The following is a 15020-nucleotide window of genomic DNA, read 5'->3' as shown; positions in this document are numbered from 1 at the left end:
GAAGCCATGAAGTTCTCGATCGGCGCGTGGTTTTCCTGCCGGTTCAGATTCCACTTCACGATGGACTGGCCATGGACGTCGTGGCGCGGGACGTCTCTGGAACCACGAAGCGATTACGAGCTGGCGCGATTCCACATCGCCGGTTTCCAGTACCACGACGGGCCGGAGATCCTGGAAGACCTGATGACCGGGCTGGTGCTGACGCTCGTCCGCGAGCCGAAGAATCCCCATGACCGTCGTGCCGTGGCCCTGCGCTGGGGCGGCTATCATCTCGGGTATGTTCCTCGGGACCGCAATCCGACCATCGCCAGGCTGCTCGACCAGGGGGCGCCGCTGGAAGGGCGGATCATCGAGCTGAATCCCGATGGAGACAACGAGCCATGGAAGGCAGTTCGGGTGTCGGTCTTCCTGATCGGCGGCCACGCGGCCATGTACGGCAAGGCGGAGGTATTCCTCCCCGAGCTCTGAACCGCCGCTCCGCGTGTCACGTTTCGACGGTTGGGGGGGAATTACCGGGCCGCGGCGACAGGGCCCTCGAACGTCAGCGATCCGTAGTCCTCATGCTGGTGGAAGCTCCGCTCCGTGAGGGGGGCCGAGCTCATCAGAACCGGCTCCGTCCCTTCTGCACCATAATCATAGCGGCAGATGGCGAACTTCCAGACATCGCCGGGCTTCGGCCGTCCACCGGCGAGGGTGAAGGCCGACCAGGGGATCCGGCCCTCGATGGTCCAGCTCCGGTCCGTGTCGCCGGGGTGATCGAGCGTCCCGTCCACGGAAACGGCGATGGCGGTGCCCAGGGCGGGGCCGTCGTGGTAGTCCTTCGGGCCCTTGCCGCGCTCGGCGAAGGCCATTTCGAAGACCAGGCCGCGGGGATTCCCCTGGAACTCGAAGTACTCGGGCCGATTGGCGGATGGCTTGAGGAAGAGCTCGAAGACGTCGCCCTCCCAGAGGTGATCGTTCCGCCGTTCGCCGAAGCCGCGGACCTCCGCGTCGGTCATCGTCCCGGCCCAGTAGAGGGCCTCGTCATCCCAGGTGAGATACGCCCGCGTCCCGCGCCGAGGGGTCCTGCTCCAGAAGGAGGCGAACTTGTCGATGGCTGCGGCGTCCTTCCAGCACGGGTCGTCGAGCTTGCCGTCGAGCACCGGCGGCGCGGAAGCCCGGCGGCAGACGGCGTGGGTCGTCGCCATCGAGGGCTCGTCGGCGGCGTGGATCGGGAAGAACGCCAGGATGGCCGGGATGGCGAGCATCGGCGCGATGCGGCGACTGAACGGACGAGTCATGGGCGAGCCTCCATCTTCTCGATGCGATGCTTCAGCGCGTGGCGACGGCCAGGGCCTCGCGGGCCGCGGCGATGGTGTGGTCGATGTCGGACTCGGTGTGGGCGGCGGAGACGAACGCGGCCTCGAACTGGCTGCACGGCAGGTAGACGCCCCGCGCGAGCATCTCCCAGAAGAATCGGGCGAAGAGCTTCGTGTCGCTCCGCTTCGCGTCCTCATAGTCATGGACGGGTCCGTCGTGGAAGAAGAGCGTGAGCATGCTGCCGACGCGCTGGACGACGTGCGGGACCTTCGCATCGCGGGCGGCGCGTTCGAGGCCCTCGGCCAGGCGGGCGGAGCGGGCTTCGAGCGTCTCGTAGGCCGCCTCCTCGCGGAGGGCCCGGAGCGTGGCGAGGCCGGCGGCCATGGCCAGCGGGTTGCCGGAGAGCGTGCCGGCCTGGAAGACGGGCCCGACCGGCGAGACGTGATCCATCACCGCGGCCGATGACCCGTAGGCCGCGGCGGGGAGCCCGCCGCCCACGATCTTGCCGAGCGTGGTCATGTCGGGCGTGACGCCGTAGAGCGACTGGGCTCCGCCGTAGGCGACGCGGAAGCCCGTCATGACCTCGTCGAAGATCAGGATCACGCCGTGCGTCTCCGTCAGCGTCCGGAGGGCCTCGAGATATCCCGGCCGCGGCGGGACGAGGCCCATGTTGCCGGCGATCGGCTCGAGGAGCACGGCGGCGACCTCCCCGCGGTGCTGCTCCAGCAGGGCGGCCACGGCCGGGGCGTCGTTGAACGGGCAGAGCAGCGTATCCCGGGCCGCGCCGGCGGTCACCCCCGGACTGTTGGGCGTCCCCAGCGTGGTCGCGGCCGATCCGGCCTGGATCAGCAGGGCATCGACGTGGCCGTGGTAGTGCCCGGCCATCTTGACGACCTTGTCCCGGCCGGTCGCGCCGCGGGCCAGTCGGATCGCGGACATCGTCGCCTCGGTGCCGGAGGAGACGAATCGGACCTTCTCGATCGAGGGGACCGCCGCCGCGACAGCCTCGGCGATCTCCGCCTCGCGGACCGTCGGCGCGCCGAAGCTGGTGCCGAGCGAGAGCGCCTCCGCCACCTCCCGGCGGACCTCCGGATGCCCGTGGCCGAGGATCATCGGGCCCCACGAGCCGATATAGTCAATATATTGATGCCCATCGATATCGAAGAGATAGGCCCCGTCCGCCCTCGCGATGAAGGGAGGCTCGCCCCCCACCGCGCCGAAGGCCCGCGCCGGGCTGTTCACGCCGCCCGGGATCACGCGGCTGGCGCGGGCGAAGGCCTCATGGCTCTGCGGCAGCCGGAATTCGGGGCGGGATACGGCGGGGGTGCTTGAGCTCATTCGCTGGACCTGTGCTCATGGTGAAGACGTCGAATTCGAGCCCGCTCTCGCTGAAACGCCTCGATATAGCGACGTTGACCGTCCCGAGAGAGGGCACTTTCCTGCTTCCAGAACTCGACAAAGGCGATCACGACGGAGGCGATGCCGAGCAAGATCCACAACCATGCGGCTATAGAGTCCACCGGAGTGCGCCCCTGATTGCGTTGTTGCGATCAATTTGGGTTGGGCCGTGAGTCGGAATCTCCCGGTATTCCGCGGAGGAGATCTTCCCAGTTGCTGACGAAGAGGATGCGATCGCTGAGGCTCTCGAGGATTTCGATGTCGGCGATGCGGTCGATGGCGGCCTCGTGCCCCAACTCGCCCGGGCCGAACTTGATACGACCCTGGCGCTTGATGGTCTTCTTCATCGCCTCGACCTGTCCTTCGGCTCGCCCTTCGACGCGTCCTTCGACGCGTCCCTCGCGGAGGATCTTCTGGTACGTGGAGGATTCTCGCATGTCTTCCACTCCCGTGATGATTCGGTCGGTAACCTCTTCGGAGAACTTGAGGCCCATGAGGATGTAGGTGGCTGTCCAGAGCTTCTTGAACAGCGGCTCGGGCGTGTCGCCTTCCAGCCTCCTCTTGATGCCCAGGATGACGCCCGGGAGCTCCTCCTCGGTGACGTCGGCGATCGCGGCCAGGGGGGCAATCACCGGATCGGCCGACAGGATCGCCTCCGCGGACCAGTCCCAGAGCCTGACGACATTATACCGGAAGTCGTGGCAGGGTTCGCCGTCGGGGAGTTCGCAACGGTAAACGCCCGTCATCGAGCGGCCGTCGGCCCCGCGGGAGAGGAGCAGCGCGATGCTGCGGACGGGGAGTTCGTGGCGGTGATGGATCAGGGCGTTGTAACGGAGCATTCGCCTGGGCAGCGTCGGGTCGTAATTGGCCTGGAATTCGACGTGGGCGAGCCAGGGTTGGGGATCGTCGACGCGGATGACGGAGTCGGCCTCGGCGGTGACGGTGGACAGGTCCGCACTCTCGGAATGGGCCGGGCCGATGGGCCTGCGGAGGAAGAACGCCAGCAGGGGCCCGGGGGCCTCGCCGAAGATCTCCTTGAGGATCGCGTCGAAGGGCTTGGCCATGCGAGTTCAGCCTTCGCGGAGCCACCTCGCCACGTCGGGGGAATGGTAGGTGAGGATCATGTCGATGCCGGCCCGCTTGAAGCCGGTCAGGGTCTCCATGACGATCCGGCGCTCGTCGATCCAGCCGTTGCGGGCGGCGGCCTTGATCATGGCGTACTCGCCGGAGACGTTGTAGGCGGCCAGCGGGACGCCGAAGGTGTCCTTGATCCGGCGGGCGACGTCCAGGTAGGCGAGCGCCGGCTTGACCATGACGATGTCCGCCCCCTCGGCCAGGTCGAGGGCCGTCTCCCGGATCGCCTCGTCGCCGTTGGCCGGGTCCATCTGGTAGCCGCGGCGATCACCGAAGGCGGGGGCACTCTCGGCCGCGTCGCGGAACGGCCCGTAGTAGGCGCTCGCGAACTTGGCGGCGTAGGACATGATCGGGGTGCCGGTGAAGCCCGCGGCGTCGAGGCCCTCGCGGATCGCCTTCACCATGCCGTCCATCATCCCGGAGGGGGCGATCACGTCGGCGCCGGCCTTCGCGTGGCTGACGGCCTGGCGGGCCAGGAGCGGGAGGGTGGCGTCGTTATCGACGTCGAGCCGGCCCCCCCGGTCGGAGAGGGGGCCGCAGTGGCCGTGGTCCGTGTACTCGCAGAAGCAGAGGTCGGTGATGACGAGCAGTTCGGGCGCCTGCCGTTTGGCGATGGCGACGGCCTCCTGGACGATCCCGTCGTCGCGGCAGGCGGCGGAGCCGAAGGCGTCCTTGGAATCGGGGATGCCGAAGAGGATGATCCCCGGGATCCGCAGGTCGACCACCTCGTCCACGGCTTCACGGAACCGGTCGAGCGAGAGCTGGTACTGCCCCGGCATCGACGGGATCTCCCGCCTCAGGTTCGTGCCGTGGTAGACGAAGAGGGGATAGATCAGGTCATCGACGGTCAGGTGATTCTCTCGCGTGAGGTCGCGGAGGCGGGGGTTGGCGCGGAGACGCCTGGGGCGATGGAGCGGGTATCCGGCCGCGGGAAGCGTAGGCATGGGCAGGTCCTCCGTAGGCGCGAGGGGGCATGGCCCGGAAGGCGAGGCGGCCGGCCGTGTCAAACGGGCCGGCCGCCCCACCTCCGGGGCGTGATCGAGAGGAAGGGGACGGCGCGACGCGGCACCCGCGAGGCTTAATGGCCCCGCTTGTGGCCCGGCGGGGGCAACGGGATGAGGCGGATCTCGGCGTTGTTGGCGTCGTAGCACTCGATGTGCAGGTGCTCCGCCGGGGCGTTCTCCTTGACGCTGACCTGGATGGTCATGTTGGAGTCGGCCTCGATGCGGGAGATCTCCTTCCGCTTGCGGTTGTTGAGGTAGGTCGCCACGCCCGAATTGACGGTGACGCCGACGCGGCGGATATCCTCGCGGTGCGAGGCCAGGGCGAGCAGCCGCATGACGTCGATGGCCATGCTCTCGGCCGTCTTGGCGACGCCCGCGCCGGTGCAGTGCGGGCAGTCCTCGTAGATCGACCGCTTGAGGCTGGGGCGGATCCGCTGGCGGGTCATCTCGATGAGGCCGAAGGCGCTCATCCGGAGGACCTTGGTGCGGGCCCGGTCCCGCTTGATCGCCTCGCGGAGGGCACGCTCCACGCCGCGGCGGTGCCGCTCCTCCCGCATGTCGATGAAGTCGTTGACGATGACGCCGCCGAGGTCGCGGAGCCGGAGCTGGCGGGCGATCTCGCGGGCGGCGCGGAGGTTCATCTCGTAGGCCGTCTTCTCGGCGTCATCCTCGACGCGGAAGTTGCCCGAGTTGACGTCGATGGCCACGAGGGCCTCGGTCTGGTCGATGACGATCGAGCCCCCCTCCGGGAGCGGGACGTGCCGCCTCTGGATCTTGGCGATCTCATCCTCGATGCCGTACTTGTGGAACAGGGGGACCTTCTCGTCGTACAGCTTGATCCGGTTGACGAACCGGGGCATGACCACGCGGAGGAACTCCTGGGCGCGCTCGAAGGCGGCGGGCTCGTCGATCCAGATCGTGTCGATCTCGGACGTGAAGATGTCCCGGATGGTCCGGGTGATCATGTCCGATTCCTGGTAGATGGCGCCCGGGGTGCGGGTCTTCTTGATCCGCCGGAGGATCACCTTCCAGAGCCGCAGCAGGTAGGCGAGGTCGCGGGCGAGCTCGCGCTTGGACCGCTCCAGGCCGGCGGTGCGGACGATGAAGCCCAGCCCCTTGGGCGGGTTCAGCTCGTGCATGATCTCGCGGAGCTTGCGGCGCTGGCCCTCATCGACGATCTTGCGCGAGACGCCGACGCGGTTCAGGCCGGGCATGAGGACGAGGTATCGGCCGGGGATGCTGATGTAGGTGGAGAGGGTCGGCCCCTTGGTGCCGATGCTCTCCTTGATCACCTGGACCAGGACCTCGTCGCCGCGGCGGAAGATCTCCTGGATCGGGGGCTTGGTGGCACCCCGCCCGCGTCCGCCCCGGCCGCCGCGGCCGGCGCCGGCGTCTTCGCCGCGTCTCGGACGGGCCTCGACGGGCCCCCGGAGCCCCATCTCGCGTTCCAGGGCCTCGATCTCCGCGATCTCCTTGCGGATCTCCTGCTCGAGCTCGGGGTCGATCTCCTCCTCGGCGATCCGCGGCGACTCGTCGAGGATGTCGTCGGCGAGCAAATCGTCGTCGTCGTCGTCCCTGGCGTCGTCCAGGTCGAGTTCATCGAGGTCGTCGTGGCGATCGTCCGCATCGGCCAGGCCGCGGGCGAACGAGGGGACGTAGGCGGGCTCGACGGCCTCGTCGTCGAATTCCCCGCCGGCGGCGGGAGAGGTGGCGTCCTCGATCCGGTCGCGGTCGCGGCGCCGGCCCCGTCGCCTTCGCCGCCGCTTGCCGTCGCGGGCCTCGCCGCCGGCGTCCGCGGCCGACGTCGGCGTGAACGGCTCGTCGTCCGCGCCGAGGAATTCCCGCGATTCGATGTCGGGGAGATCGTCGTGTGCCGGCTCCGGCCAGCTCGATTCGGCGGGGGCGGGCTCGGCCTCCTGGTCGGCCGTCCGGAGCCGCTCGCGGCGGGGGACGTAGCCGGGCTCGCCGGCGCGGGCATGGGGGCGCGTCCGCTCTCGCGGGGGCTCCGCCGGCTCGGCGCCACGGCCGCGCTCGACGTCGGGGTCGGCCGGGGCCGCGGCCCGCGCCGGGCGTGCCGCCGGGGGGGCATATTCGGGCGGCGGCGACGCCTGACGCTCCCGTGGCCGCTCGCGCTCTCGATCGCGTTCGCCCTCTCCGCCCCGGGAACGGATCGCCGCCCTCCCTCCGCGACGTCGTGTCTCGTCGAACCGCGGGGCCGGCTCGGCCACTTCCGGCGCCTCGGGCTCCGAGGGCGAGGCGCCGCGTTCCTCGGCGGCGTCGAAGTCCGCCTCCTCGACGTCGAAGCCGGCCGGGGGGCGAGGGGCACGTGCCGCCGGCGGCTGGCTTCGGCCTCGGCCCCGGCCCCGTTCTCGACGCGGCTCCCTGGGCCGGAAGGACTCGATCTCGTCCTCATCGCGGGCCTCTCGCGTCGGCTCCGCGCCGCCGCGCTCGGGCGGGGCGGCGGCCTGTCGGTATCGCCCCCGATCGAATGCCTCTTCCTCACCGGTCGCGGGTTGCGGGAGCCGCCCCCTCTGGGTCCGGCTGGGGGGCAGGTCGGGGTCGAAGAAATCGCCGGCGGCGGGGGAGCCCCAGCGGCCTTCCGGGGCGTCCTCCACGGGCGCCTCACGCTCGCGGGGCCGCTCCCGTTCGCGCTCGTATTCCCAGCCTCGCTCCACGGCCTCGGACCAGGAGTCGCGCTCGAGGGCCTCGTGGGCCTCGGCGGCTTTCTGATGAGGGTGCTCGCGGGACTCGATGCGGGGCGGCTCGGGGGCCCGGGGAGCGGGGCTGCCGAGGTCGTCCGCGAGCCCTTCGCCGAAGCTCCGGGGGGCGTCGGATCGGTCGCGACGGCCGCGGACCGATCGGTCGGGCCGTTCGCGGTCGCGGTCCCGGTCCCGGTCGCGATCCCGCCCGGGGCCGGCCGGCCGATCCTCGGATCGGGGCGGGGGGGCGGGAGAGGCGGGGGGCAGCTCGCCGAACGGATCCGGCCTGGGTCGCCGCCGATCCTCCCGGTCGCGGTCCCTCTCGCGCCGGCCCTCGCGCGGCCGCGGGCCGGCGCCGGCCGCCGGGGAGGGCGACGGGCCCGCCTCCGATTCGAGCTCATCGGCCGACGCCTCGCCGCGCTGATAGTATTGCGGCTCGACGTCGGAGACGTGGAGGAAGCCGTTGCGGCCGACAGAGAAGTCCACGAACGCGGCCTGGATCGCCGGCTCGAGGTTCACCACCTTGCCCTTGTAGATGTTCCCGGTGTAGCTCTCGTGGCTGGTCCGCTCCACGTACAGCTCCTCCAGCACGCCGTTCTCGACGATCGCGATCCGGCATTCCTCGGGCTGGAGGACGTTGATCAGCATTTCCTTTTTCATGCGGTCTGTTTCCGATACTCACGCACTTCGCGTGATCATGTGGTTGTGGTGTTCGGTTCGCGGGATGGACGCGGGGGCGATCCCGGCCCGTCGCGGCCGTCGGCCTGCGAGGGGCACGTCGATCCGCCCCGGGCGCCCACTGTGGTCCTCTCATCGGCACTGGCAAGTTCGACGCGGGCCCGCGCCACGACGGATCCTCGATCCAGCAGGTCGCGAAGGCCCAGCGCCTCGAGCAATTCCTCGGGACGGGCCGAGCCCTCCGGTGTCACCCGGAGGCGGGCCCTGAGCGTCCCATCATCGGTCAGTTCGGCATCCAGCAGCGCGGCACGGACGTCGACGGGCTGCTCGCGGCTGCTGTCTTGGCGGCGGCGGATCACCGGCCGGCTGGTCTCGCCCAGGAGGGCTTGCAGCGCGGACCGGGCTTCGCGCCGACGCTCGGGGGGCACCTCGAGGCGGTACTCGGCGGCGACCGGCCGGGGGGCCGGGGCTCGCCCGGGGATCGCCTCGGCGTCGAGCCAGGCGAACCCCGGAGGGGAAACGTCCCGGAGGCGTCGCAGGACGTCTCCCGGGTCTTCCGGGCGGGACAGCTCGAGATCGACGATCTCGTCGCATCCCTCGATGCCCAGGCCCAGCGGCAGGGCGAAGACGATCCGCGCGCGGGGGTTGAAACCCTGGCTCATCGCCACGGGGAGCCGCGCGCGGCGGAGCATCCGCTCCAGGCACCGCAGCAGGTCGCGGTGGCTGATGAGCCGGAGGTCGCCTCGCTTGGCGAATCGGAGTCGCATCGTCGTGGCGGTCGTCATGGCCTGGGTCGGGGCGAGGTGCGACCATCCGCCGCGGCGGCAGGGCCGCCGGGGCCGATCGGGCCGGGGCCCGCGAGGCGGCGAGCCGTTCGCGGGGCGGCCGGATGGTTGTCCTCGGGAAAGGGGGTTCGGGTTCGGTTCGCGTTCAAGGGTGTTCCGTCGGGTTGGCGGCTCATCCGCGGGCCTCGGATCGGGGTGCCCCGGACCGGGGGGGCGTGTCGGGTAGCGCCTCGCGGAGCCGACGTTGCAGCAGGTCGGCCACCTCGGCGGCGGTCTCCATGGCCAGCGCCTCGGCGGCGAGGGCCCGCGCGGCGTCCAGGCGGATGCCGCGGATCACGCGGCGGATCTCCGGGAGCTGGTGCGGGGGCATGCTCAGGTGCCGCAGGCCGAGGCCCAGCAGGAGCATCGCGTAGAGCGGATCCCCGCCCATCGTCCCGCAGACGCTCACGTCGATCCCCCTCGCGCCGGCGGCCTGGACCACCCGCTCGATGAGGCGGAGGACGGCGGGGTCGGCGGCGGAATACAGGTCGGCCACGGTCTCATTGGTCCGGTCGACCGCGAGCGTGTACTGGACCAGGTCGTTGGTGCCTATCGAGAAGAAATCCACCTCCTTCGCCAGGTGATCGGCCACGAGGGCCGCGGCCGGGACCTCCACCATCACGCCGACGGGCAGGTCGCCGCGGCCGGGGATCCCCTCGGCCGCCAGCCCCGCCGCCGCTTCCGCGAGCAGGGCGCGGGCCTGCCGGAGCTCGGACATCGTCGACACCAGCGGGAACATGATCCGGACGTCGCCGAGGAGGGCGGCGCGGAGGATCGCGCGGAGTTGGGGCCGGAACAGGTCCCGGTCCCGGAGCGACAACCGGATGCTCCGCAGGCCGAGGAACGGGTTCGCCTCGCGGGGGGCGGAGGCCCGGTAGGACTCCAGCTTGTCGGCCCCCAGGTCGAGGGTCCGGATCACGATCGGCCGGCCCTGGAGCGAGCGGATCACCGTCGCGTAGGCCTCGAACTGCTGCTCCTCGGTCGGGGGGGCCTCGGCGTTCATGAAGAGGAATTCGGTGCGGTAGAGCCCGACCCCCGCGGCACCCAGGCCGAGGCAGGCCTCCACCTCGCCGGAGAACTCGATGTTGCCCCAGAGCTCCAGCCGGGTGCCGTCGAGCGTCTCCGCGGGGAGGTCCGCCTGACGGGAGAGGACCTGGAATCGCTCCGATCGCTCCTCGGCGGCGTCCCGATAGCGCTCCTGGGTGGCCGCGTCGGGATCGAGGATCACGAGGCCCTCGTCGCCGTCGATGATGGCGATCCGGCACTGCCGGGCCAGGTCCAGGAATTTCCCCAGGCCGACCACGGCGGGGATCTCCAGCGCGGCCGCGACGATCGCCGTGTGGCTGGCCCGGCCGCCGGCCTCGGTGGCGAAGCCGAGCACGCGCCGCGGATCCAGGCCGGCGGTCTCGCTCGGGGAGAGGTCGGCCGCCAGGACGAGGGACGGGCCGGGCAGCTCATCCTGCAGGCCGCGCGGCCGGCGGCCCATGAGCTGGCCGAGGATCCGGGCCTCGATGTCCCGGACGTCGGCCGCGCGGGCCGCCAGGTAGGAATCGCTGAGCTGCTCGAGCCGGGCGGCGTGCGCCTCCAGGACCTCGATGACGGCGTGCTCCGCCGCGATGGTCTCCTGCTCGATCCGCCGGCCGGCGCCCTCGCGGAGGGTGGGATCGCCGATCATCCGGGCGTGGGCGCCGAGGATGTCCGCATACTGCGGGCCCAGCCGGTCCCGCGCCTCGGCGCACGCCTGATCGGCCTCGACCTCCGCGGCTTCGAGGGCGCGGTCGAGTCGCGCCTTTTCGGCGGCGACGGCCTCGCGTGCGATCTTGCGGGGCGGGAGGCGACGGCCCACCGGGCTCGCCACGACGACCGGCCCGATGGCGATGCCAGGGCTGACGGCCAGCCCCCGCAGCACCTGCATCGGGGGGGCCGCCGGCGTCGGGCCGTCGGGTTGGTGGGGAGGGGCCAGTGGCGGCATGCCAACTTTCCTGTGATTCGCTCGGCCTCGCGAGGCCCGCCCGTCTTCCGCCCGGGCCCGCCGCCGACTCCATGTCGCGTCGAGGTCGGATCGGGGGGATGCCCCGACCCGGCCCCGCCCGATCATCGGGCGGGCTCCGTGGGCTGCGCGGAAATCGCTTCGCCGTTCTCGTTCTCGTCGAAATGGGCCAGGACCAGCCCCTCGAGCGCCTCGATCGCCTCCGCGGCGTCCGGCCCCCTCGCCTCGATCTCGAGCCGCGTTCCGCACTCCGCGGCCAGCGAGGTCAGGTCGAGTATGCTCTTCCCGTTATACTGGTTGCCATTGTAGAGGATCCGGACCTCGGACTGATAGCGGAGCGCGAGCTTGACGAACTTGCCGGCGGGGCGCATGTGGAACCCGAGTGCATTCCTGATCTCAACCGGACGCCGGAAGACTGCGGATTCGTCGCTCATCGTCAGCTCGATCGGCCTGGGCCGGGAACGACGGCCGGCGGCGAGCCGGCGGTCAGGGCCTCTTGCAAGAAATTGCCTGGTCCCTCGGGTCCTTTCCCGCGGAGCCCATCGCCGGAAAGCCGGGGACGCCTCGCTGGCGAGGGCCCCGGACTGGGGGAGGGGTGGGGTGCCGCGGCGCGGCATCCATCCCCTTACAGGGTATTATGGTCGGCGTCGTCGAGTACCTGGATGACCTGCTCCCTGTCGCTGGACTGTCGCAGGAAGCTCACGAACCGCTCATCCTTCAGGTGTCGCGAGATGTTCTCCAGGGCCCTGAGGTGATCGCCGGGCTGGTTCTGGGGGGAGACCAGCAGGAAGAAGATGTTCACGGGGTCGCCGTCGAGGGCTGCGAAATCGACGCCTCGCCGCGACAGGGCCACGGTGCCGATCAGCCGCGTCAGCGTCGCGTGCCGCGTATGGGGGACGGCGACTCCCATCCCGATACCCGTGGAGCCCAGCTCCTCGCGGCCGAGGATCGCGCGGATGACGCTCTCCACTTCCGAGTCGGGGAGATGGTTGGAGGCGTTCAGGCTGTGCACCATCTCACGGATCGCCGCTTCCTTCGTCGTGGCCTGCAAGTCGACGATGATCGAATCGCGAATTACGAAATCTGATAGTTTCATCCGCCCCTCCCTCATGGGCCGTCGGAACCCTGCCGGGGTCCCCGGACGGCCTCGGAATCGCGACGCTCAGGCGGGCATCAATACCAGGAGGAGGATGGCGGACCACCGACCCGCTGCGTTATGCTCGCGGCGACTGGTCAGGAACAGGCTCCGCGGGGGATCATCCCCCCGCGACCCGCACCGAGAGTCTCATGCCGATTCGGGGGGCTCCGCCTGGTCGCCCGACCGGGACCGCCCCCCACCCTGAGGCATATCGCCCTTGTGATTCTGGACCTTCTCTTTGTAGCGCCGGAGCTGGTTCTCGATCTTATGCAGGCACAGGTCCATCGCCGCTTCGGGCGTCGGGCCCACCTCGCGGGCGACGAAGTCGTGCTTGTGCTCGGCCGACACCAGGATCTCGACATCCCACGCCTGCTTACCCTGGTCCACGGCCACTTCCACGGCCATGAGCCGCCCGAAATACTTGAGCAGCTTCTCCGACTTATCATGCAAGCGGCGTTGCTGTTCGGACGTCAGCTCACCGTGGCGGGTCGAGATCTCGATTTGCACTCAGGTGCTCCTTCTGATCGCCTGTCGATCGCCTCTCTCGGAGGCGCGGGGCGACTACAAAAGGTAACTCCTTGGCGTCACGGCGGTCAAGACGACAACGCCCAAAGATCATGCATCGCCGCTCCGGTCGGCCGCCGCCACGGGCCCGGCCGCGCGTCGCTTCCGCATCGCCCGGCGGGTGGCCTCTATCCCTCCCCTTCCCCCTCGCTTATGGTGGGTGCCGCGGCTCTCCGAAGGACCGCACTCGGTCCCAGTTGGCCATAATAGGTGGCTCGATCGCCGGGAGATGCCGTGGTCTGGGAGCAAAGCTACGACCCCCTGCGGTTCTGGCCCCTGTCCACGCTGGCGGCGGCGTTCCCCGTCCTCCTGCTGCTCGGACTGCTGGCGTCCGGCAGGGTCCATGCCGGCCGCGCGGCGCTCGCCGGGCTCGTCGCGGCGGCCCTGGCCGCCTGGCTGGTCTTCGGGATGCCGGCGGGCATGGTCGCCGCGGCGGCCGGGGTCGGGGTGGTCTTCGCCGTCTTCCGGATCCTCTGGCTGATCGTGGCCGCCGTCTATCTCTACGACATCGCGGTGGCGGCCGGCGAATTCGAGGTCATGAAGGCCTCCATCGCCTCGCTCTCGGACGACCGCCGGATCCAGGCGGTCCTGATCGCCTTCTGCTTCGGCGCGTTCATCGAGGGAGCCGCCGGCTTCGGCGCCCCGGTGGCCATCTCGGCGGCCTTCCTGGTCGGCCTGGGCTTCCGGCCGTTCCCGGCCGCGATGCTCTGCCTGATCGCCAACACCGCGCCGGTGGCCTGGGGCGGCATCGGCACGCCCCTGCGGACGCTTTCGGCCGTCACGGCACTGGACGTGGAAGCCCTGAGCGCGACCGCCGGCCGGATCCTGCCGCCGCTCTCGCTCCTGATCCCGTTCTGGCTGGTGGCGACCATGGCCGGGCTCCGCGAGACCCTCGCCGTCTGGCTGCCGCTGGCGGCCATCGGCGGGACCTTCGCGGCCGTGCAGTTCCTCTGGTCCAACTTCGTCGGCTTCGAGCTGGTGGACATCGTGTCGTCGGTCTCCAGCATGGCCGTCGGCGTCCTGGTCCTCCGCTGGTGGAAGCCCGCGCGGACCTGGCGGTTCGAGCACGAGAGCACGGGGGCGGAAACGGCTGAGGCCGTCGAGTCCATGCTCAGCCCATCCGGCCCGTCGACGCGCCAGGTCGTTCGCGCCTGGATGCCCTTCCTGCTGCTCACGGTCCTGGTCCTGATCTGGGGCCTGCCGGCGATGAAGCGACTGGGGACGCCCGCGGTCAAGGACTGGCTCGACGCCCGGCTTTCCTGGAAGGTTGAGGTCCCGGCACTCCACCTGAAGGTCGCCCGCGGCGAGGCGGTGACCGGCCACGCCGAGCCGCGGCCGGCGGACCTGGAGAAGGCCGTCCTGGAGATCGTACCGCTCTCCTCCACGGGGACGGCCGTCTTCCTGGCCGCAGTTGCCGGCGGCCTGCTGCTGGGGCTCTCGCCGGCCCGCCTGGCAACGCTCCTGGTGGGCACGTTTCGGCGGATGATCCCGGCGATGCTGGCCATCCTGGCGATGCTGGCGCTGGGCTTCGTGACCCGCTATTCGGGCATGGATGCCGTCCTCGGCCTGGCGTTCACGCGATCCGGGAGATTCCTCTACCCAATCTTCGGCACGATGCTCGGCTGGCTGGGCGTCGCCCTCACGGGCTCGGACACGGCGAGCAACGTCCTGTTCGGCAACCTCCAGCGGATCACCGCCGACAAGCTCGCTCTTTCCCCCATCCTGATGGCCGCGGCGAACTCGACCGGCGGCGTCATGGGCAAGATGATCGACGCCCAGTCGATCGTCGTCGCCGCCGCCGCGACCGGCGAGGGGGGCAAGGAAGGCGACCTCCTCCGAGCCGTCTTCTGGCACAGCCTGGCGCTGGCGCTCTTGGTAGGGGCCGTGGTATGGATCTATGCCCATGTGCTGCCGGGCGTCGTCGTCCAGCCGGGCGCCTCTTAAGCAGTCCCTGGCCTGTTAACCGACCATCAAACACTTCGAGCCCACGTGTCTCCGACTCGACGTCAAACGAGCTACGTCCTCGTTTCGGCTCCGCGAGACGCACACGTCAACCCTTCCGCTGGCCTGTCAGACTCGCGCGAAGAGACCTTCGGTACTTGTGCCCGAGCTTCATGGCCTCTTCATGAGCTGGGTCGTCGGTAAAGGTGCCCGCGATCCGGTCCCACCACGGACCGTCTCCGGCTGGTGACTCCAAGAGCTTCGCCTTGAGGTCGGCAACCTCTCGCTCCAGGAACGCCAGACGTGATTCGATTGCGCTCGATGCCATGATCGATGCCCAGGAGAAAGGCG

Annotated in this window: 12 protein-coding genes; 2 read left to right on the top strand and 10 right to left on the bottom strand. The window is 70.3% G+C overall.

Going from position 1 to position 15020, the window contains the following annotated elements:
- Window positions 1–6 precede the first annotated feature (6 nt).
- On the top strand, window positions 7–468 hold the full coding sequence (locus G6O54_RS15075; RefSeq protein ID WP_165226472.1) for an HIRAN domain-containing protein: 462 nt from the start codon (window positions 7–9) through the stop codon (window positions 466–468).
- A gap of 41 nt (window positions 469–509) precedes the next feature.
- Here the strand turns inward: G6O54_RS15075 and G6O54_RS15070 are convergent, their stop codons facing one another.
- The 10 genes from G6O54_RS15070 to hpf form a co-directional block, all read right to left on the bottom strand.
- Complete coding sequence (locus G6O54_RS15070) at window positions 510–1280, bottom strand: carbohydrate-binding family 9-like protein (protein ID WP_250846904.1); 771 nt, start codon at window positions 1278–1280, stop codon at window positions 510–512.
- A 31-nt stretch (window positions 1281–1311) separates the two neighbouring features.
- The gene (gene hemL, locus G6O54_RS15065; protein WP_165226471.1) at window positions 1312–2637 is read right to left on the bottom strand and encodes a glutamate-1-semialdehyde 2,1-aminomutase; all 1326 of its coding nucleotides are present in this window, start codon (window positions 2635–2637) and stop codon (window positions 1312–1314) included.
- A gap of 212 nt (window positions 2638–2849) precedes the next feature.
- On the bottom strand, window positions 2850–3761 hold the full coding sequence (locus tag G6O54_RS15060; protein WP_165226470.1) for an RpnC/YadD family protein: 912 nt from the start codon (window positions 3759–3761) through the stop codon (window positions 2850–2852).
- Between the two features lie 6 nt (window positions 3762–3767).
- Window positions 3768–4775 carry a porphobilinogen synthase gene (gene hemB, locus G6O54_RS15055; RefSeq protein ID WP_165226469.1) on the bottom strand — a complete coding sequence of 336 codons (1008 nt, stop codon included), beginning with the start codon at window positions 4773–4775 and terminating at the stop codon, window positions 3768–3770.
- A 134-nt stretch (window positions 4776–4909) separates the two neighbouring features.
- Window positions 4910–8194, bottom strand: a complete 3285-nt coding sequence (locus tag G6O54_RS39055) for an Rne/Rng family ribonuclease (protein ID WP_205678821.1) — start codon at window positions 8192–8194, stop codon at window positions 4910–4912.
- 35 nt (window positions 8195–8229) lie between these two features.
- Window positions 8230–8997 (bottom strand): TIGR03936 family radical SAM-associated protein, encoded by a 768-nt coding sequence (locus G6O54_RS15040; RefSeq protein ID WP_165226468.1) that lies wholly within the window; start codon window positions 8995–8997, stop codon window positions 8230–8232.
- Between the two features lie 172 nt (window positions 8998–9169).
- Window positions 9170–11008, bottom strand: coding sequence for a phosphoenolpyruvate--protein phosphotransferase (ptsP, locus tag G6O54_RS15035; RefSeq protein ID WP_205678819.1), 1839 nt, complete (start codon window positions 11006–11008; stop codon window positions 9170–9172).
- A 122-nt stretch (window positions 11009–11130) separates the two neighbouring features.
- Window positions 11131–11460, bottom strand: a complete 330-nt coding sequence (locus G6O54_RS15030) for an HPr family phosphocarrier protein (RefSeq protein ID WP_165226467.1) — start codon at window positions 11458–11460, stop codon at window positions 11131–11133.
- Window positions 11461–11651: 191 nt separating this feature from the next.
- A complete protein-coding gene (locus G6O54_RS15025; RefSeq protein WP_165226466.1) occupies window positions 11652–12122 on the bottom strand; it encodes a PTS sugar transporter subunit IIA in 471 nt (156 codons plus the stop codon).
- A gap of 189 nt (window positions 12123–12311) precedes the next feature.
- Window positions 12312–12671 carry a ribosome hibernation-promoting factor, HPF/YfiA family gene (gene hpf / locus G6O54_RS15020; protein ID WP_165226465.1) on the bottom strand — a complete coding sequence of 120 codons (360 nt, stop codon included), beginning with the start codon at window positions 12669–12671 and terminating at the stop codon, window positions 12312–12314.
- A gap of 291 nt (window positions 12672–12962) precedes the next feature.
- Here hpf and G6O54_RS15015 point away from each other — a divergent pair, with 291 nt between their 5' ends.
- Window positions 12963–14672, top strand: coding sequence for an L-lactate permease (locus G6O54_RS15015; RefSeq protein WP_165226464.1), 1710 nt, complete (start codon window positions 12963–12965; stop codon window positions 14670–14672).
- The last annotated feature ends 348 nt before the right edge of the window (window positions 14673–15020 follow it).

This window comes from Aquisphaera insulae, assembly GCF_011064615.1.
Lineage (GTDB): Bacteria > Planctomycetota > Planctomycetia > Isosphaerales > Isosphaeraceae > Aquisphaera > Aquisphaera insulae.
Note: the sequence above shows the minus strand (reverse complement) of the source record. Positions and strands in the feature narration are given on the sequence as shown.

Excerpts from the sequence above, each read along its gene's own strand:
- G6O54_RS15075 (WP_165226472.1), top strand. The coding sequence starts at position 7 with ATGAAGTTCTCGATCGGCGCGTGGTTTTCCTGCCGGTTCAGATTCCAC.
- G6O54_RS15070 (WP_250846904.1), bottom strand. The coding sequence starts at position 1,280 with ATGACTCGTCCGTTCAGTCGCCGCATCGCGCCGATGCTCGCCATCCCG.
- hemL (WP_165226471.1), bottom strand. The coding sequence starts at position 2,637 with ATGAGCTCAAGCACCCCCGCCGTATCCCGCCCCGAATTCCGGCTGCCG.
- G6O54_RS15060 (WP_165226470.1), bottom strand. The coding sequence starts at position 3,761 with ATGGCCAAGCCCTTCGACGCGATCCTCAAGGAGATCTTCGGCGAGGCC.
- hemB (WP_165226469.1), bottom strand. The coding sequence starts at position 4,775 with ATGCCTACGCTTCCCGCGGCCGGATACCCGCTCCATCGCCCCAGGCGT.
- G6O54_RS39055 (WP_205678821.1), bottom strand. The coding sequence starts at position 8,194 with ATGAAAAAGGAAATGCTGATCAACGTCCTCCAGCCCGAGGAATGCCGG.
- G6O54_RS15040 (WP_165226468.1), bottom strand. The coding sequence starts at position 8,997 with ATGACGACCGCCACGACGATGCGACTCCGATTCGCCAAGCGAGGCGAC.
- ptsP (WP_205678819.1), bottom strand. The coding sequence starts at position 11,008 with ATGCCGCCACTGGCCCCTCCCCACCAACCCGACGGCCCGACGCCGGCG.
- G6O54_RS15030 (WP_165226467.1), bottom strand. The coding sequence starts at position 11,460 with ATGAGCGACGAATCCGCAGTCTTCCGGCGTCCGGTTGAGATCAGGAAT.
- G6O54_RS15025 (WP_165226466.1), bottom strand. The coding sequence starts at position 12,122 with ATGAAACTATCAGATTTCGTAATTCGCGATTCGATCATCGTCGACTTG.